General features: G+C 64.5%; 16 protein-coding genes. 3 read left to right on the top strand and 13 right to left on the bottom strand.

Features of this window, described 5'->3' with window-relative positions; all coding sequences use genetic code 11:
- Positions 1–4: 4 nt before the first annotated feature.
- From C9412_RS09045 to dnaA, 13 genes are all read right to left on the bottom strand, one after another.
- Positions 5–280 (bottom strand): hypothetical protein, encoded by a 276-nt coding sequence (locus tag C9412_RS09045; protein WP_107231315.1) that lies wholly within the window; start codon positions 278–280, stop codon positions 5–7.
- A gap of 40 nt (positions 281–320) precedes the next feature.
- Complete coding sequence (cls, locus tag C9412_RS09040) at positions 321–1,781, bottom strand: cardiolipin synthase (RefSeq protein ID WP_107231314.1); 1,461 nt, start codon at positions 1,779–1,781, stop codon at positions 321–323.
- Positions 1,782–1,978: 197 nt separating this feature from the next.
- Positions 1,979–2,392, bottom strand: coding sequence for a biopolymer transporter ExbD (locus C9412_RS09035; RefSeq protein WP_005411740.1), 414 nt, complete (start codon positions 2,390–2,392; stop codon positions 1,979–1,981).
- Between the two features lie 3 nt (positions 2,393–2,395).
- Entirely contained in the window at positions 2,396–2,821 is a 426-nt protein-coding gene (locus C9412_RS09030) for a biopolymer transporter ExbD (RefSeq protein ID WP_005411739.1), read from the bottom strand.
- A gap of 62 nt (positions 2,822–2,883) precedes the next feature.
- On the bottom strand, positions 2,884–3,645 hold the full coding sequence (exbB, locus tag C9412_RS09025; RefSeq protein ID WP_005411738.1) for a TonB-system energizer ExbB: 762 nt from the start codon (positions 3,643–3,645) through the stop codon (positions 2,884–2,886).
- Between the two features lie 93 nt (positions 3,646–3,738).
- Positions 3,739–4,296, bottom strand: a complete 558-nt coding sequence (locus C9412_RS09020) for an energy transducer TonB (RefSeq protein WP_176510643.1) — start codon at positions 4,294–4,296, stop codon at positions 3,739–3,741.
- 254 nt (positions 4,297–4,550) lie between these two features.
- On the bottom strand, positions 4,551–5,744 hold the full coding sequence (locus C9412_RS09015; protein WP_107231313.1) for a DUF4032 domain-containing protein: 1,194 nt from the start codon (positions 5,742–5,744) through the stop codon (positions 4,551–4,553).
- A 132-nt stretch (positions 5,745–5,876) separates the two neighbouring features.
- A complete protein-coding gene (locus C9412_RS09010; RefSeq protein ID WP_032128510.1) occupies positions 5,877–6,683 on the bottom strand; it encodes a M48 family metallopeptidase in 807 nt (268 codons plus the stop codon).
- 72 nt (positions 6,684–6,755) lie between these two features.
- Positions 6,756–7,601 (bottom strand): CPBP family intramembrane glutamic endopeptidase, encoded by an 846-nt coding sequence (locus tag C9412_RS09005; protein WP_107231312.1) that lies wholly within the window; start codon positions 7,599–7,601, stop codon positions 6,756–6,758.
- Between the two features lie 65 nt (positions 7,602–7,666).
- Positions 7,667–10,126: a DNA topoisomerase (ATP-hydrolyzing) subunit B gene (gene gyrB, locus C9412_RS09000; RefSeq protein ID WP_107231311.1), complete on the bottom strand. Its 2,460-nt coding sequence runs from the start codon at positions 10,124–10,126 to the stop codon at positions 7,667–7,669.
- 112 nt (positions 10,127–10,238) lie between these two features.
- Entirely contained in the window at positions 10,239–11,333 is a 1,095-nt protein-coding gene (gene recF, locus C9412_RS08995) for a DNA replication/repair protein RecF (protein WP_107231310.1), read from the bottom strand.
- Between the two features lie 942 nt (positions 11,334–12,275).
- Complete coding sequence (gene dnaN / locus C9412_RS08990; protein WP_005411731.1) at positions 12,276–13,376, bottom strand: DNA polymerase III subunit beta; 1,101 nt, start codon at positions 13,374–13,376, stop codon at positions 12,276–12,278.
- Between the two features lie 275 nt (positions 13,377–13,651).
- On the bottom strand, positions 13,652–14,983 hold the full coding sequence (gene dnaA / locus C9412_RS08985; protein WP_057495961.1) for a chromosomal replication initiator protein DnaA: 1,332 nt from the start codon (positions 14,981–14,983) through the stop codon (positions 13,652–13,654).
- 255 nt (positions 14,984–15,238) lie between these two features.
- Here dnaA and rpmH point away from each other — a divergent pair, with 255 nt between their 5' ends.
- From rpmH to yidC, 3 genes are read left to right on the top strand one after another with little or no spacing between them, the layout of a single operon-like run.
- On the top strand, positions 15,239–15,379 hold the full coding sequence (gene rpmH, locus C9412_RS08980; RefSeq protein ID WP_005411729.1) for a 50S ribosomal protein L34: 141 nt from the start codon (positions 15,239–15,241) through the stop codon (positions 15,377–15,379).
- 5 nt (positions 15,380–15,384) lie between these two features.
- The gene (gene rnpA / locus C9412_RS08975; protein WP_080355007.1) at positions 15,385–15,879 is read left to right on the top strand and encodes a ribonuclease P protein component; all 495 of its coding nucleotides are present in this window, start codon (positions 15,385–15,387) and stop codon (positions 15,877–15,879) included.
- Positions 15,879–17,594: a membrane protein insertase YidC gene (gene yidC, locus C9412_RS08970; protein ID WP_107231309.1), complete on the top strand. Its 1,716-nt coding sequence runs from the start codon at positions 15,879–15,881 to the stop codon at positions 17,592–17,594. Before rnpA ends, yidC begins: the two co-directional genes overlap by 1 nt.
- Positions 17,595–17,689 lie beyond the last annotated feature (95 nt).

The following is a 17,689-nucleotide window of genomic DNA, read 5'->3' as shown; positions in this document are numbered from 1 at the left end:
GGAACTACTTGGAAAGAGGGGATGGATCGTGATCGTGGTCGGTGCTGTCGCCGGTGCGGCGGGCCTCGGCCTGTTCGCGCAGGCGGCGCAGCTCGTCGGCATCGATCAGGGTGGCCGGGTCGCGCTGCAGGTCGCCGAACCGGGCCACGTAGCGGCCACGCACCCAGGCCAGCAGGAAGGCCAGGGCGGCCAGCAGGCACACGGTCATCAGCCCGACGCTCGGGGTTTTCAGCGCAAAGGCGAAGCAGCCCAGCGCCAGCAGCAGGTATAACCAGTACATAGTTGGGCTCCCCGGATGATCGGCGAAGTGTAGCGCTGCCTCACAGCAGCGGCGAGGCCAGGCGGGCAAATGCCTCGGGCAGGCGGTGCAGCCACAGCGAGCGCCCGGCCTGGTCATGCACACGCGTGGCGCGGTCGAATTCGCTCTGCAGCAGCTCGGCCAGGGCGGCCACCCGGTCACGGTCGCTGATCATCATCGAAAGTTCGAAGTTCAGGCGGAAGCTGCGGTGGTCGAAGTTGGCGCTGCCGACGATGCAGACGTCGTCATCGGCGATGAAGGCCTTGGTGTGCAGCATGCGCGGGCCGTACTCGTAGATCTTCACTCCGGCATGCAGCAGCTCGTCGAAGTAGGAGCGGGCGGCCTGGGTGACGAACCAGGAGTCGCTCATCTTCGGCACCAGCAGGCGCACGTCCAGGCCCCCCAGCGCTGCGGAGGTGAGCGCCATCCGCGCCGCCTCGCCCGGTACGAAGTAGGGCGTGACCAGCCAGACCCGTTCGTGGGCTTCCTGGATGGCCGCCACGTGCAGGCGGTGGATGGTTTCCCAGCCCGAGTCCGGGCCGGAGACCAGCACCTGTGCGTTGATCGGGCCATCGGCGCGCAGCGGCATCTCGGCCGGCCACAGGCGGGCAATGTCGAAGCGCGAATGATCCTGGCCGCTGGCGTACAGCCAATCCTCGGCGAACACCAGCTGCAGGCTGCGCACCACATGGCCGCGGATGCGCATGTGCAGGTCCCGGTAGGCGTCCGGCTTGCGGCTCTCGTCTTCGTCGTCGGTGATGTTGATGCCACCGGTGAAGGCCAGGCGGCCGTCGACGATCACCAGCTTGCGATGGGTGCGCAGGTTCAGCCAGGGCCGCTTGAAAGGCTTGAGCAGTTGCCGCGGATGGAACCAGATGGCCTCGCCGCCGGCGTCCAGCAAAGGTTGCAGGAAACGCCGGGGCAGGGCGGAGGAACCCACCGCGTCCAGCAGCAGGCGCACCTGCACGCCGGCACGGGCGCGCTCGACCAGTGCGTCGCGCAACGCGGTGCCGGCGTGGTCCGGGTTGAAGATGTAGTACTCCAGATGCACGTGGTCGCGTGCCTGCGCGATCGCCTCGAGCAGGGCCGCGTAGGTCGCGGCACCATCCACCAGCCAGGTCACTTCGGTGGCGCTGCTGGGCGCCAGCCCGGTGGTGGCCTGGGCGATCTTGGCCAGCTCGGTGCAGTCCGCATCCGGCGGGCAGACGTCGCTGTAGTGCTCCATGCCCGAGCGCGCGCGTCCGCGGCGCAGGCGCTGCCGCTTCACCTTCTGCGGGCCCAGCAGGTAGTAGATGAACAATCCTAGATAGGGCAGCAGTGCCAGCGACAGGATCCAGCTCAGCGTTGCCACCGGCTCGCGCTTCTGCAGCATGATCCAGCCGGTCAGCGCGAGCAGGTACAGCAGATAGGCCACTGCCAGGATCGTGCCCAGATGGGCGACGCCGTCGAGCCAGTGCCGCAGGGAATCGAAGAGGGCGAGCATCCGCCGATCATAGCGGGCGGGCGGGTGCTGATGGGGTCAGAGCCCTTTCCCGTGGAAAGGGATCCGACCCCGACAGCAGAAGTGGGGTCAGATCCCTTCGCGCAGGGAAGGGCTCTGACCCCAGGTACAAAAAAAGACGCCCCTGTTTCCAGGGGCGTCTGCAGTCGCGTCATGACTGTTGTGTTGCGGTGTAGCGATTACTGCTGCACAAAACCGATCTTCTTCATCTGAGCGTTCTTCGCGGCGGCCAGAACCTTGGCCATCACGTCGTACTCCGAATCCGGGCTGGCGTCGATACGCAGTTCCGGCTGGTTGGTCGGGTCACGCTGGACCTCCTGCTCCATCCGCTGCTGCAGCTCGCTGGTATTGATCGGGCTGTTGTTCCACGAGACCTGGTTGCTGGCGTCGATCTTCAGTTCGATCGGCGGCGGCGGTTCGACCAGCTGCGGCGGTGGGTTGAGCACGCGCTGCGGCAGGTCCACGGCGATCGGGTACGTCATGATCGGCGCGGTCACGATGAAGATGATCAGCAGAACCAGCATCACGTCCACGAGGGGCGTGACGTTGATGTCTGCCATGGGGCCCTTGCCACCACCACTACTGAATGCCATGGCTTATTGCCCCTTTTCTTTGGTCGCGACGAAGCCGACGTCCAACATGCCCTGTTCCTGCGCAACCTTGGTCAGGTCGTTGATGACGCGCATCTTGGTGGTGCGGTCACCACGCAGGTTCAGCGGCGGCTGCGGGGTCTGCTGGGCGGCGGTCGCCAAGCGCGACTCGAGAGTCTGCTTGTTGATTTCTTCGTCGTTCCAGTAGATCGAGCCGTCTTCCTTGACTGCCAGGGTGATCGGTCCGGAACGCTTTTCAGCGTCTTCCGGCTTCTGGATCAGGTTGGCTTCGGGCAGATCCACCTTGACCTTGTGGGACATCAGGGGCGCCGTGATGATGAAGATGATCAGCAGCACCAGCATCACGTCCACGAGGGGCGTAACGTTGATGTCGGCCATGGGGCCGCCGCTGTTACCACTACTGAAAGCCATAACGGGCTCCGTCTAGATCTTGGTGACTACTTACGTTCGTCGCTGGGTAACGCGCGCCGCAATTAGCGGACGCGCGAGCCGGTGGCGAAGAAGTCGTGCAGGTCGTGCGCGAAGGTATCGAACTTGCTGATGGTCGCGCTGTTGATCTTGCTGAAGAAGTTGAAGGCGAACACGGCCGGGATCGCGACGAACAGACCGATCGCGGTCATGATCAGCGCTTCACCCACCGGGCCGGCAACGGCGTCGATCGAAGCGGAGCCGGTGGCACCGATCTTGATCAGCGCGCCGTAGATGCCCCACACGGTACCCAGCAGACCGACGAACGGAGCGGTCGCGCCGACGGTGGCCAGCAGGGTCATGCCCGACTGCAGCTTGTTGCTTTCGCGGGTGACGGCCTGGCGCAGAGCGCGGTCGACGAACTCCGAACGGCTCAGGTTTTCACCGACACCGCCGGTGGCACCGCCTTCAGCGCGCTGGTGGTGGGCGGCAGCCTGCGCAGCGTCCAGGGCGATCTTCGAGAACGGCTCCGAAGCCGGCTGCTCTTCCATCGCACGGATGGCGTCCTGCGCGTTCGGGGTGTCCCAGAACAGGCTGACGACGCGATCAGCGGCACTCTTCAGGCGGGTGGCGCGGAAGATGTTGATGACGGTCCAGTACCAGGACATGGCCGACATCGCGATCAGGGTCAGCAGCACGACCCAGGAAACCGCGAAATCACCCGGCTTGGTGGTCATTTCGTGGATCAGGTGCTCGAAGCCCATCTGCGACAGGGCGTTGGACGGATTGCCCCCGGCAGCAGCGGCGATGAAAATTTCCTGCAGCATGACGCTTACCTTTGTTGTGTGTGGTGATAAAGGGTGTAGCTAAGCTAAACAATCGAACCGGAGCGGGGGTGGCCGGGCGGCCACCCGGACGCATCAGTTCAGCGCAAAGTTGACCGGGACGCGAACGCGACCTGCCGCCTTCTTACCGCCAGATTCAGCGGCGTTGAAGCGCCACTTGCGAGCTGCTTCCATGGCAGCACGGTCCAGGTCGCGGTTACGGCTGGACTTTTCCACCGTGACATTGGTGACGTTGCCGTTGGCATCGACATCAATGATCAGGATCACTTCGCCCTGGATACCGGCGCGGAAGGCTGCCGGCGGGTAGCGCGGCGGATTCATGGCCTTCGACGAGATGTCCACGCTGGCCTCGATCGAGGTCGCCGGTGCCGGCGGCGCAGGAGGCGACGGCGGGGTGACGATATCGTTCGGGCGCGGTTCCGGCACGTCCACGACCGGCGCCTGCGGCGGCGGCGGGACCGGCGACGGCTTCGGCGGCGACAGATTCTTCACCGGCGGCGGCGGAGTATCGGTCGGCGGCGGCGGCGGCGGCGGCGGGGGCGGCGGCGGCGGTGCATCGACGATGGTCACCATGACGTTGCGCTCCTTCTCCGCGACGGCCTTGGGAGCCACGGCGGGGATGAGGAGCATCATGAAGGCGGCCAGATGCAGGGCAATTACAAACGCGATGCCGACGATGCGAGGCCAGCTCAGCCCCTTGTCATCGGGTTGTTCGTACCGGTGAACGACTAGTTGTTCCGTCATGCGCCAAGAGCTCAATAGTGGGGCCGGGATGCCGGGGGCGGAATCCCTGATCAGCGGTGCATGACACCGCAGGAACCTCCAAGCTTATACCAATCCTGAGCGCCTGCGCATCAACTGAGCAGGCGTTCAGGCGTTATTCCTACTTACTTCAGGTTGATGATTTTTTTGGCATCAGCCTGGTTCTTCACGCCCTTCGCCAGCGCCTGCTGGGCGGCCTGCTTGGCCTCGGGGACGCGACCTTCGGCATGCAGGACGCGTGCCAGGTTCAGGTAGGTCTCACCGTCCTTGGACAGCGGGGCAGCCTTCTGCCACGCCTCGATCGCCTGCGGCACCTGGTCGGAGTAGTAGTAGGACTGGGCCAGCGCCAGGTAGACCTGGTAATCCGGCTTCAGGATGCCCTTCTGCAACCCTTCGTTGATGACCGCGATGACGTCCTTTTCCTTGTTCTCGGTGTTGGCATAGATCGAGTACAGCTGCTTGTACTCGCGCTCTTCGGTGAGCTGGCCGCTGCTGCGCAGCTTGTCCATCACCGCGGCAGCCTTGGGCATCTGGTCGGCCTGCATGTACATGTTGGCCAGGTTCAGCTGCGCCTTCTTGTCGTTCGGGTTCTTCGCCGCCAGTGCTTCGGCGGTCTTCAGCGCCTCACCGGTCTGGCCGGATTCGGACAGCGCCGCCATCAGCAGCTGGTTCCAGCTGTCCTTCGGCTCGGTGGCGCCGGCAATGGCCTGCTGCAGCACCGGCACCGCTTCCTGGTAGCGCTCCAGCTGGTACAGGGCCTGGCCCTTGGCAACCAGTTCTTCCGGCTTGGTCGACTTGCTCTCGGCGAAGTACTTGTCCAGGGTGGTCAGGCCTTCGGCGGTCTGGTCTTCCTGCAGCTGCAGCTGGCCCAGCATCAGCATCGACTGGAAGTGGCCATTGTTGTCCAGGCCGTTGAACTGCAGGACCTGCTTCAGGTAGGCAACCGCACCCGGGGTGTCGTCGGTCTGGTAGGCGGCCTGCGAGGCCAGCTGCGCGGCCAGCGACTTGTCGTACTCGTTCGCGGCGCTGTCAGCCAGGATCGCGTCAGCCTGCGTACGCGTCTCCGGGAACTTTTCGTTGTTGTAGCTGTCGATCATTTTCTGCAGCTTGCTGCCCATCTTGGCCGAGGCCTTGACGGTCGGCTCCTGGCGGGTCGCGTTCGGGTAGAGCGCTTCGGCCTTGGCCTGCTTGCTGCTGCCGCCGCGGTTGCTGCGGTCGGAGGAGCGCGAGGACTGCGCGAAGGCATCGGTGACCACGGCGCCGGTCAGGGCGGTCGCGACGAGGACGGAAAGCACAGCTTTGTGGTTACGGAAAATCATCGTTCACCTCGATCGAACCGCCGGATAGCGGCAAAGTCGGACTGTCAGAAAAATCTGAGCCGCCAAACGTATCAGAAACAGATGGCGTGAGAAATCGTTTTATGTGCTGCACTACAGCATGAAACTGCGCACTCATCCGCACTTTGGCCGCAGTCCGGCCGCCTGCGCCTGCTGGTAGACCGGGGTCAGGCCCGGCGCATCACGGCGCAGTTCCTGGATCCGGTTGGCCGGATCGGGGTGGGTGGACAGCCATTGTGGGCTGCGGCCACCGCTGGCGGCCATCATGTTCTGCCACAGATCCACGGCCTGGGCGGGGTTGAAGCCGGCCTGGGCCATCAATCGCTGGCCGATCACGTCGGCCTCGCTTTCCTGGGTCCGCGAGCCAGGCAGCAGGAAGGCGGTCTGCGCGCCCATCCCACCAAGCTGGTTGACGGTGCTGGCGGCACCCTCGCCGTAGGCGGCACCGGCCAGCGCGCCGAGCACGGCCAGGCCGGTCTGTGCGCCCATCTGACGGGTGATGCGCTCTTCGTGGTGACGGGCGATGACGTGACCGATCTCATGGCCGATCACGGCGGCCAGCTGGTCCTGGTTCTTCGCCACAGTGAAGATGCCGGTGTTCACACCGACCTTGCCGCCGGGCAGGGCGAAGGCATTGGGTTCCTTGTCCACGAACACCGCCGTCTCCCACCGTACGCCCCGGTATTGAGGCGGCAACTGAGCGACCAGGGCATTGACCACGCACTGTACGTAGCCGTTCTGGCGGCCATCGGTGCTGATCTTTTCCTTCTGCTTGGTTTCAGCGAACGCCTGCGCGCCCAGCTGGTCCAGCTGCGCCTGCGATACGCCGCCCACCATCTGCCGGCGTCCGGTGGGGGACGTGGTCGTTGCGCAGGCGCTGACCAGCGTGGTGATGACAAGGGCCAACAGCAGTTGCTTCATGGAAAGATCCCCCGTGTTCATGTGCGCAGTGTCCAACGTAGCGGCTTAATCTTTCGTCAAGCGGACACGGCGTTACGTTGACCCCAGGAACACCATCGCGGCAAGCGCGACGGCATTGTTCAGTGCATGCGCCACGATGGCCGCCCACAGCGTACCGGTGCGGCGATACAGCCAGCAGAAGGCCGCACCCATGCCGCCGTAGACCAGCCACAGCTGCGCCATTCCCATCCAGGAATTCTTGCTCACGCCCGGCACTTCGTGGACCAGGGCGAAGGCCAGGCTGCTGAGGATGAGCCCCAGCCACGGCCGGCCGGCCTGCCACAGGCGCCCGAACAGGACGCGGCGGAACAGCAGTTCCTCGTAGGCCGGCGCCAGCACCACGGCAAACAGCACCAGGAACAGCGGGAAACGCGCGATCGCGCTCTGCATCAGTTCCACGTTGGTCGGCACCGGTTCGATGCCGAACTGCCGGGCCAGGAAGGCGATGCCGTTGCTGCCCAGCACGATCAGGGTGGCCACCAGCAGGGTCCAGCCCCAGGTCGACGGCCGTCGCAGTGCCTGTCGCGATGCCAGGCGTTCAGCTGCGTTGGCCGGACGGCGCCAGAAGTACAGCAGCAGCGCCGCGCCACCGGTGGCGATCAATGCCATCAGGATCTGCGCCAGCGCGCCGGGCTGGCCGACGGCCGTGGTGGCTGCTGCCGCGGTCATCGCACTGCCGTTGGCCTCGGCATTGGCATAGCCGACCACGATGGCCCGGTAGAAGCCCCAGAACAGGCCGGTCACCATGCTCAGGCCGATCAGCGCCACGGCGGCGATGCCGAGATCGATGAAGAAGCCTGCCAGCGGTGGCACGGCGCGCGGGGCGGCAGAGGCCGGGGGAACCGGCGGCGGGGCAGAGACCGGGGCGGAAGCGGACATCAGGTACCTGTGTTCAAGGATGAAGACCGGCGCACCTCCCCGTGCACCGGCCATGCCCGATTGTGTCAGATATCCAGGTTGGCAACCTTCAGCGCATTGTCTTCGATGAAATCACGACGCGGTTCGACGACATCGCCCATCAGGGTGCTGAAGATCTGATCAGCGGCCACCGCATCTTCGATGCGCACCTGCAGCAGGCGGCGGGTCTCCGGATTGACCGTGGTGTCCCACAGCTGCTCGGGGTTCATTTCACCCAGGCCCTTGAAGCGCTGGATCTGGCGTCCACGCTTGGCTTCTTCCAGCAACCAGTTCTGCGCCTTGGCGAAGGTATCGACTTCGATCGACTTGGCGCCACGGGAGATGGTGGCGCCTTCGCGCACCAGGCCGTGCAGCAGTTTGGAGGCCTGGTGGATCGCACGCAGTTCACCGCTTTCGAACGCCGACATCGGCAGCACCTGGATGTGCTGTTCGCCCATGTGGCGACGGGTCACCAGCACAGCGGCCGGGCGTTCGTCGTTGGGTTCCTGCAGTTCCAGGCTGAAGCGCGGGCTGCCCAGGCTGCCCTGGTTCAGACGCTTGGCCAGCGCATCCAGGCCTTCGCCTTCGCCGGCAGTGCGCAGGCTGTCCAGGTCCATCGGCACGAAATCGACCAGCGCTTCGAGCAGGTTGCGGTCGTAGCGGTGCGCGTTGCGTTCGATCGAATCCAGCGCAGCGGCGTAGGCCAGCAGCAACTTCTCCAGGGCCAGGCCTTCGATGCCCGGCTCGCCGGTGGCCGGCACCAGCGCAGCGTTTTCCACTGCGCTGCTGGCCAGGTAGCTGTCCAGCGCCGGGTCGTCCTTCAGGTACAGCTCCTGCTTGCCCTGCTTGATCTTGTACAGCGGCGGCAGGCCGATGTAGACGTAACCGCGCTCGATCAGCTCCGGCATCTGACGGTAGAAGAACGTCAGCAGCAGGGTGCGGATGTGCGCGCCGTCGACGTCGGCGTCGGTCATGATGATGATCTTGTGGTAGCGCAGCTTGTCCGGGTTGTACTCGTCGCGGCCGATGCCGGTACCCAGTGCGGTGATCAGCGTACCGACCTGGTCGGAGGACAGCATGCGGTCAAAGCGCGCGCGTTCCACGTTGAGGATCTTGCCGCGCAGCGGCAGCACCGCCTGGTTCTTGCGGTTGCGGCCCTGCTTGGCCGAGCCACCTGCCGAGTCACCCTCGACGATGAACAGTTCGGACAGCGCCGGATCCTTTTCCTGGCAGTCGGCCAGCTTGCCCGGCAGGCCGGCGATATCCAGCGCGCCCTTGCGGCGGGTCAGATCGCGGGCCTTGCGCGCCGCTTCACGCGCACGCGCGGCATCGACGATCTTGCCGGCGATGGCCTTGGCTTCGTTCGGGTTCTCCTGCAGGAACTCTTCCAGGCGCGCACCGAAGGCGTTTTCCACGGCCGGGCGCACGTCGGAGCTGACCAGCTTTTCCTTGGTCTGGCTGGAGAAGCTTGGGTCCGGCACCTTCACCGACAGCACCGCGATCATGCCTTCGCGCATGTCGTCGCCGGTCAGGTTGATCTTGGCCTGCTTGGCGATGCCGTTCTGTTCGATGTAGTTGTTGAGCACGCGGGTCAGCGCGCCGCGGAAACCGGCCAGGTGGGTGCCGCCGTCCTTCTGCGGAATGTTGTTGGTGAAGCAGTACATCGTCTCCTGGTAGGAGTCGGTCCACTGCAGCGCCACGTCGACCACGATGCCGTTGTGCTCGCCGGTGACCGAGATGACGTTCGGGTGCAGCGGGGTCTTCAGCTGCGCCAGATGCTCCACGAAGCTGCGGATGCCGCCCTCGTAATGGAAGTCATCGCGACGGCCATCGCCGCGCTCGTCGGCCAGGACGATCTTGACCCCGGAGTTCAGGAACGACAGTTCGCGCAGGCGGCGGGCCAGGATGTCGTAGTGGAACTCCACGTTGTCGTGGAAGGCGACGGTGGACGGCCAGAAGCGCACGGTGGTGCCGCGCTTGGTGGTGGTTTCCAGCTTGGCCAGCGCGGTCACTGCGGCGCCGTTGCTGAATTCCTGCTGGTAGTGGAACCCGTTCTGGAACACGTCCACCAGCAGCTTCTGCGACAGTGCGTTGACCACGCTGACGCCAACGCCGTGCAGGCCGCCGGAAACCTTGTAGCTGTTGTCGTCGAACTTGCCGCCTGCGTGCAGGACGGTCATCACCACTTCGGCAGCGGACACTTCGCGGCCGAGCTTGGCGCTCATCTGCTCGTGCTTGCCGGTTGGGATACCGCGGCCGTTGTCGGACACCGAAACCGAGCCGTCGGCGTGGATCGTCACCGCCACATGATCGGCATGACCAGCCAGCGCTTCGTCGATCGAGTTGTCGACGACCTCGAACACCATGTGGTGCAGACCGGTACCGTCATGCACGTCACCGATGTACATGCCGGGACGCTTGCGGACAGCCTCCAGGCCTTCCAGGGCGGTAATGCTGTTGGCGTCGTAATTGCCGTTGTTTGCCGGGGTGTTCTGTTCGTCGCTCATTGCGCTTGCCGTAGGCTCCGCAGGTCGGCCACCGCGTGGAGCGATGCGCCGAGAATGAAAGGATTCCAACCCGAATTATACCAGCCGGGGTCGAACGGCCCTGATGTGCCCACTATGGCACAGCCACGATCTGTGCATGTTCCACGTGGAACCGGGCGATATGCGTCAGTTCCTGCAGCGCTGCCGGCGTTTCGGTGGCAGTGATGAAGATCTGCGCCGGGCCAGCGAGCAGGCGCTCCAGTACCCGGCCCTGGTGGGTGCGATCCAGCTCGGAGGCCAGATCGTCCAGCGCGATCACCGGCCATTCGCCCCGTTGCTCTGCATAGTCTTCGGCCTGGGCCAGCAGGCAGGCCAGGGCCGTCAGTTTGGCCTGGCCACGAGACAGCGCATCGCGGCCGGGGATGCTGTGGAAGTCGACGCTCCAGTCCGCCCGGTGCGGGCCCACCGAGGTATAGCCGGCCTGACGGTCGCGTTCCCGCGCCAGCAGCAGGGCATCGGCCAACGGCAGTTCATGCCGGCGCCACCCCGGGCTCAGTTGCATGCCCTGGATGCCGAGTTGCGGCGCCAGGCTGGCGGCCAGCGCGATCGTGCGCTGCTGCAGGCGTTCCAGATAGTGCTGGCGTCGACTGGTCAGCGGCTCTCCGGCTTCAGCCAGCTCGTGATCCCACGTGTCCAGCATCCGCGAGGGCCCGCCTTGCTTGAGCAGGGCGTTACGCTGCTTCAGGGCCCGCGAGTAGCGGCGCCACAGGGACAGAAAATCAGGTTCCACGTGGAACAAGCCCCAATCGAGGAAGCGGCGACGGGGTTCGCCGCCACCGCTGACCAGCGCATGGCTGCCGGGCTCGAAGGTCACCACGGCCAGTGCGGCGCAGAGATTGCCAAGCTGAGCCACGTCTTCGCCATCCAGACGTCCCTTCCAGTCCTGGCCGCTGTGGCGCAGGCCGGCCTTTCGGCGATGCGGCGGATGATGGGCGCGTTGCTCGTCCCATTCCACGAAGACTTCCAACGCCTCCTGGCCCTGACGGACCAGGCCATCGCGCACCCGTCCGCGGAAGCTGCGGCCATAGGCCATCAGATGCAGGGCCTCGAGCACGCTGGTCTTTCCGGCGCCGTTGTCGCCGGTCAGCAGGTTCAAACCCGGCTGGGGCGACAGGTCCACCGCACTGAAACGACGCAGGTGATGCAAGGCAAGGCGGCGGATCTGCATGGGGCGCGAGGGACCATCCGCTCGGAGCGGTAGAAGGGCAGGGAATCCATCAGCTTACTGCATCGGTCAAGCCGGGCGCGGTGCTGTCGTCGTCGAGGTGGAGACCTTCCGCCTGCTGGCGCGCATTCGCAGGTTCCACGTGGCATGCAGCGATCGCCGAGGAACGCGCGGGACCGGGATGGGCCCGAAATTCCTTCAAATCTGCACGGGGGATCAGGGTCCAGGCCCTCAGATTTCGCCGATTTCACGGGCCTTTGGGTGGCTTCATCAACCGGTCCGGCGCAGGTGGCGGCCAAGGAGCCCATGAATTCCTTCAGTTCTGCGATCCAAGCTCCTGCAGGGTTCCACAGATTTCAAAGAATTCAGGCCGTTCGTTCCACGCTGTCCACAGCGGCGCTGTATGACTTATACACAAGGTATGGGCAATCTGTGGATAAAAAAGCCCTTTTGCGTGGCCGGTGAAACTATCCACAGGTTCCCCCCCAGCCTGAGGGGCCTCTATACAGGGGGTTTCAGCTGTAGAAATCTATTTTAAATCAAACAGATAATACGTTTTTCCACGAGATCTGGCCCTACCATCACCACCATGCTTTAGATTTATACCCAGATTTAGAAGCTAGGCACGGCCCGATTCGGCCAGAAACCGATCTGTGGACAGACGCGCTTGCAGATGAGGATCCCCTGACGGGATAGCCCGATCTGACCGACCTGTGTGGAGCCCGACCGCGCATTCCGTACATCGCAACCGCGATCCCGACGAGATGCGAGGAAGTCCGCACCCACACCACTGGCCTACACCCAGCCGATACCCGCGATGACACGGCCGCAAACAATCAGATCAGCCCAAGAGCGCTGATGGATGCTCCACGTGGAACCACACAAAAAAAAAACGCCCGGGAAGATCCCGGGCGTCGTTCGGTTCCACGTGGAACAGCGCTGGCGTCAGAGGCGCAGCGGCATCACCACGTGACGCGACTTCTCGCTGCTGGATTCACGCACCAGCGCCGAGGAGTTGGAGTCGCGCAGCTGGATGATGACTTCTTCATCGCGCAGCGCGGACAGGGCATCCAGCAGGTAGTTCACGTTGAAGCCGATGGCCAGATCGCTGACCGTGGTGTCGGCTTCGATTTCTTCCTGGGCTTCTTCCTGCTCCGGGTTGTGCGCGCTGATCTTCAGGTTGCCCGGCGAGACTTCCACGCGGATGCCGCGATACTTCTCGTTGGACAGGATCGCGGCGCGCTGCAGCGAGGCGCGCAGGGCTTCGCGGTCCACCTTCACTTCGCGGTCGGCGCCAATCGGGATCACCGCTTCGTAATCCGGGAAGCGACCATCGATCAGCTTCGAGGTGAAGGTGACATCGTCGCGCTTGACGCGGACGTGGCTGCGACCGACTTCCAGCTCGATCTCGCGATCGCCGCTTTCCAGCAGGCGCTGCAGCTCGGTCACGCCCTTGCGCGGCACGATGATCTGGCGCTTGGAACCGCTGGGCTTGGCCAGATCGGTTTCACACAGGGCCAGGCGGTGGCCGTCGGTGGCGACGGTACGCAGGGCATCGCCGCGCAGATCGAACAGCAGGCCGTTGAGGTAGTAGCGCACGTCCTGCTGGGCCATCGCGAACGCGGTGCGTTCGATCAGTTCCTTCAGGGTCGCTTCGCCAATGGCCACGCGCTCGGTGGCTTCCACTTCGTCCACCGACGGGAAGTCGTTGGAGGGCAGGGTGGCCAGGGTGAAGCGGCTGCGACCGGCCTGCACGGTGATCTTGTCACCGGTCTGCGAGACGGTGATCCGGCTGCCGTCGGGCAGGGCTCGGATGATCTCGAACAGCTTGCGGGCGGGAATGGTGGTTTCGCCGTCCTGGGCGTCTTCAACCGCGATCCGCGACACCATCTCCACTTCCAGGTCGGTACCGGTCAGCGACAGCTGGCCGTTCTGCACCTGGACCAGGAAATTGGCCAGAACCGGAAGGGTCTGGCGGCGTTCGACCACGTTGACGACCTGTGCCAACGGCTTGAGAAAGGCTTCGCGCTGCAGTGTGAAACGCATGTGGTTCCGTGCCCCTATGCTTTAAAAAATGTGGAATAAATCAAAAGCTTGGTGGTGCTGGTAGAGACAGAATCGCTGGAAAACAACGCTAAGTCTTTGTAAATAAAAGAATTTCAGATCTCGAAACCCTCTGTATTACCGACCCCCAGGGGGTGGGGAAAGCTGTGGATAAAATCAGCGCGATTTCAAACGCCATTTTTATCCACAACGTGTCCCGCGCTTGCTACCGGATTCTGCACCGTTTTGTGCGATGACGCCTCATCGGCATCCGTGCATCATTCGCTCAGCTTCCGGATCAGCTTGTCCCAGTCCTCGCGGAGCTTGCCGTCGGTTTCCATCAGGGTGCGGATCTGACGGCAGGCATGCAGCACCGTGGTGTGATCGCGACCGGCAAACGCGTCGCCGATCTCGGGCAGGCTGTGCTCGGTCAGTTCCTTGGTCAGGGCCATGGCGACCTGGCGCGGGCGGGCCAGCGAGCGGGTCCGGCGCTTGGACAGCAGATCCTTGATCTGCAGCCCGTAGTAGTCGGCCACGGTTTTCTGGATGTTGGGAATGCTGATCGCCTGCTGCTGGGCGCGCAGCAGGTCGCGCAGGGTTTCCTGGGCGAATTCGGTGGTGATCGCGCGGCCGGTGAAATTGGCGCGGGCGGTCAGGGTATTGAGCGCGCCCTCGAGGTCGCGCACGTTGGAGCGCATCTTCTTGGCGATCAGGAACGCAACATCATCGGGAATCTCGGCGCCGCGTTCGCGTGCCTTGGCCAGTACGATGGCGGCGCGGGTTTCAAAGTCCGGCGGTTCGATCGCGACCGACAGGCCCCAGGCAAGCCGCGACTTCAGGCGCGCTTCCAGGCCCTCGACTTCGCGCGGATAGCGGTCACAGGTCAGGATGATCTGCTGCTTGCCATCGAACAACGCGTTGAAGGTGTGGAAGAACTCTTCCTGGGTGCGGTCCTTGCCGGCGAAGAACTGGATGTCGTCGATCAGCAGCGCGTCCACCTGCTGGAACTGGCGCTTGAACTGATCCATGGTCTTTTCCTGCAGGGCCCGGATCATCGCGCTGAAGAACTGTTCCGAACGCAGGTACAGCACCTTCGCCCCCGGATTGGCCTGGCGCATCGCATTGCCGGCGGCGAACATCAGGTGGGTCTTGCCCAGGCCGGTGCCGCCGTACAGCAGCAACGGGTTGTGCGCGCGGTCGCCCGGCTTCTGCGCCGCCTGGAACGCCGCGGCCAGGCCCAGCTGGTTGCTGCGGCCCTCAACGAAGTTGGCGAAGGTGTAGTGGTTGTCCAGGTTGCCGGCAAACGGTACCTGCGGCTCGCTGGACACCTGCGCCGAAGGCGTGGAAACCGGCGCGTTCTGCGCCTCCACGGGCCGCGGGCGCGAGCCGATTTCAAGAAAAACGTCGCTGAAACCGGCGAAATGGGCCAGCAGCTCGCGGATCCGCGCCAGGTACAGCTCGCGGACCTGATCGACGATGAAGGCATTCGGTGCATACAGCACCAGGCTGTCCACGCGCAGATCGGCCTGCAGCGGCTTCAACCAGGTGTGAACGTCTTCCGGCGGGAACTCCGCTTCGAGGCGCTCGAGACTACGGGACCAGGCATCCATCAGCAATAATCGTCCGGTGGCCGGGGCATGGACGCGACAAGGCGCCCAAACACAGGCCGGAAAGGGGGGAAATGGATGGCTCAGACTACCACCGAGCGCCCGCCTTCGGAATGCTTGTCCCCTACTTATTCACAAAAACATCCACAGCTATTGCACAGCCCAGTGAATTCGCGTAGCTGCCAGGGCTTGACGCGGGGTAGGGTACCTCTCTAGAATTTCCGGTTCTTTCCGTCCCATTCATACGAGAGGCCCCCAATGGCCACGAAGCGCACCTACCAGCCCAGCAACCTCAAGCGTAAGCGCGACCACGGCTTCCGTGCCCGTATGAAGACCGCTGACGGCCGCAAGATCCTGTCGCGTCGCCGCGCCAAGGGCCGCAAAGTCCTGAGCGCCTGATTGCCATGCCGCACCTTGCGGCAGACGCAATCCCTTCGACAGTGAATACTGCAGACCCGCGCAAGCGATTCCCTCGCTCTGCGCGGGTTCGCACGCGTGCCGAATACTCAACGGTCTTCAACGGCGCCCGCCGTGTGTCCGATCCGCTGATGACCCTGCACTGGCTGCCGGCTGACCGGCCGGCCAGGCTGGGTCTGGCGGTTTCCCGCAAGGTCGATCCGAACGCCGTCGGGCGTAACCGGATCAAGCGCGTCCTGCGCGACATCCTGCGTCAGACACGTACCGATATCCAGCCAGGCGACTTCGTCGTCGTGGCCCGTAGTGCTGCGCGTTCTGCCAGCAACGACGAGATCCGCCAGGCCTTCCTGCGCCTGCTGCGGCGCCTGCGTGCATTGCCCACGCCGGGCGTGGACGGCACAATGCCGCCGCCTGATGGCATCGCAACTCCTTCTTTGACCGAGCCGGCATCGCGTCCCGGCCCCGCCGAGCCTGTCCGCTGATGAACCAGACCCGCGTATTCCTCATTTTTGCCTGGCTGATGGTGGCCGTGCTGCTGTGGATGGAGTGGAGCCGTGAAAAGGCTGCTCCGACCCCGGCACCGACGACCACGTCGGCCCCGGCCGCCGCACAGAGTGTTCCGGGCGCCGCCCCGGGCGCGATCCCCAACGCCCAGGTGCCGGGTGCTCCGGGCCAGGCCGCCGCCCAGGCCCAGGCTAGCGCCACCCCCGCTGCCCAGCGCGTGACCGTCACCACCGACGTGCTGCGCCTGGTGCTGGACGGCGGCCGCGTGCTCGATGCCGAGCTGCTGCAGTTCCCGCAGACCAAGGACGACGGCAGCCCGCCGGTGCGCCTGCTGACCGAAGACCCCGCGCACCCCTACAGCGCGATCAGCGGCTGGGCCAGCGAGGACAAGAACACCCCGGTGCCGGGTGCTGACGGCTTCAAGCTGGTCGGTGACACCCGCGACTTCGTGCTGGCCAAGGGCCAGAACGAACTGCAGATCCCGTTCGTGTGGACCGCCGACAACGGCGTGACCATCAAGCGCACCCTGACCGTCTCGCGCAACGAGTACGCCGTGCGCTTCAAGGATGAAGTCAGCAACGCCGGCGCCGCGCCGTGGAACGGCTACGTCTACCGCACCCTGGACCGCACCCCGACCATCCTGTCGCGGAGCATGATGAACCCGGATTCGCTCAGCTTCAACGGCGCCACCTGGTACGACAACGACAAGAAGTACCAGCGCCGTGCGTTCAAGGATTACCTGGAAGACGGCACACTTAACCAGAACATCACCGGCGGCTGGCTGGCGATGCTGCAGCACCACTTCTTCACCGCCTGGATCCCGCAGAAGGACCAAGCCGCGCACTACGTGCTCTCCCAGCATGATGGCCGCGATCAGATCACCGCCAACGGCCCGGCCTTCACCGTGGCCCCGGGTCAGTCCACCAGTACCGAAGCGCGTCTGTGGGTGGGCCCGAAGCTGGTGAACCTGATTGCCAAGGAAGACGTGCCGGGCCTGGACCGCGTGGTCGACTACAGCCGCTTCTCGATGATGGCGGTGATCGGCCAGGGCCTGTTCTGGGTGCTCAACCAGGTGCACAAGCTGGTCGGCAACTGGGGCTGGGCGATTGTCGGCCTGGTGGTGCTGCTGAAGCTGTTGCTTTACCCGCTGTCGGCCGTGCAGTACAAGAGTGGCGCCAAGATGCGTCGCTTCCAGCCGCGCATCGCGCAGCTGAAGGAACGCTATGGCGATGACCGCCAGAAGTTCCAGACCGCAATGATGGAGCTGTACAAGAAGGAAAAGATCAATCCGATGGGCGGCTGCCTGCCGATCCTCATCCAGATGCCGATCTTCTTCGCCCTGTACTGGGTGCTGGTGGAATCGGTCGAGCTGCGCCAGGCGCCGTGGCTGGGCTGGATCCAGGATCTGACCGCACGCGACCCGTACTTCATCCTGCCGGTGATCAACATGGCGGTGATGTGGTTCACCCAGAAGCTGACCCCGGCACCGGGCATGGACCCGATGCAGCAGAAGATGATGCAGTTCATGCCGCTGGTGTTCGGCGTCATGATGGCCCTCATGCCGTCCGGCCTGGTGCTGTACTGGGTGGTCAACGGCGGCCTGGGCCTGCTGCAGCAGTGGTGGATGACCAAGCGCCACGGCGGCGAGCCGGTGCCGGCCACCACCGCCCCAGCCCCGGTCAAGAAGAAGTAACCCGACCCGTAGAGTCGACCAAGGTCGACTCTACCGCCCCGGTCGATGAGAAGCCCGCCGCAAGGCGGGCTTTTCGCATGCGGCGTTAGAATTCC

Origin of the sequence: Stenotrophomonas sp. Nf1 (assembly GCF_003028475.1) — a bacterium.
GTDB lineage: Bacteria > Pseudomonadota > Gammaproteobacteria > Xanthomonadales > Xanthomonadaceae > Stenotrophomonas.
This window is presented reverse-complemented; position numbering and strand designations above follow the sequence as displayed.

Excerpts from the sequence above, each read along its gene's own strand:
- C9412_RS09045 (WP_107231315.1), bottom strand. The coding sequence starts at position 280 with ATGTACTGGTTATACCTGCTGCTGGCGCTGGGCTGCTTCGCCTTTGCG.
- cls (WP_107231314.1), bottom strand. The coding sequence starts at position 1,781 with ATGCTCGCCCTCTTCGATTCCCTGCGGCACTGGCTCGACGGCGTCGCC.
- C9412_RS09035 (WP_005411740.1), bottom strand. The coding sequence starts at position 2,392 with ATGGCATTCAGTAGTGGTGGTGGCAAGGGCCCCATGGCAGACATCAAC.
- C9412_RS09030 (WP_005411739.1), bottom strand. The coding sequence starts at position 2,821 with ATGGCTTTCAGTAGTGGTAACAGCGGCGGCCCCATGGCCGACATCAAC.
- exbB (WP_005411738.1), bottom strand. The coding sequence starts at position 3,645 with ATGCTGCAGGAAATTTTCATCGCCGCTGCTGCCGGGGGCAATCCGTCC.
- C9412_RS09020 (WP_176510643.1), bottom strand. The coding sequence starts at position 4,296 with ATGATGCTCCTCATCCCCGCCGTGGCTCCCAAGGCCGTCGCGGAGAAG.
- C9412_RS09015 (WP_107231313.1), bottom strand. The coding sequence starts at position 5,744 with ATGATTTTCCGTAACCACAAAGCTGTGCTTTCCGTCCTCGTCGCGACC.
- C9412_RS09010 (WP_032128510.1), bottom strand. The coding sequence starts at position 6,683 with ATGAAGCAACTGCTGTTGGCCCTTGTCATCACCACGCTGGTCAGCGCC.
- C9412_RS09005 (WP_107231312.1), bottom strand. The coding sequence starts at position 7,601 with ATGTCCGCTTCCGCCCCGGTCTCTGCCCCGCCGCCGGTTCCCCCGGCC.
- gyrB (WP_107231311.1), bottom strand. The coding sequence starts at position 10,126 with ATGAGCGACGAACAGAACACCCCGGCAAACAACGGCAATTACGACGCC.
- recF (WP_107231310.1), bottom strand. The coding sequence starts at position 11,333 with ATGCAGATCCGCCGCCTTGCCTTGCATCACCTGCGTCGTTTCAGTGCG.
- dnaN (WP_005411731.1), bottom strand. The coding sequence starts at position 13,376 with ATGCGTTTCACACTGCAGCGCGAAGCCTTTCTCAAGCCGTTGGCACAG.
- dnaA (WP_057495961.1), bottom strand. The coding sequence starts at position 14,983 with ATGGATGCCTGGTCCCGTAGTCTCGAGCGCCTCGAAGCGGAGTTCCCG.
- rpmH (WP_005411729.1), top strand. The coding sequence starts at position 15,239 with ATGGCCACGAAGCGCACCTACCAGCCCAGCAACCTCAAGCGTAAGCGC.
- rnpA (WP_080355007.1), top strand. The coding sequence starts at position 15,385 with ATGCCGCACCTTGCGGCAGACGCAATCCCTTCGACAGTGAATACTGCA.
- yidC (WP_107231309.1), top strand. The coding sequence starts at position 15,879 with ATGAACCAGACCCGCGTATTCCTCATTTTTGCCTGGCTGATGGTGGCC.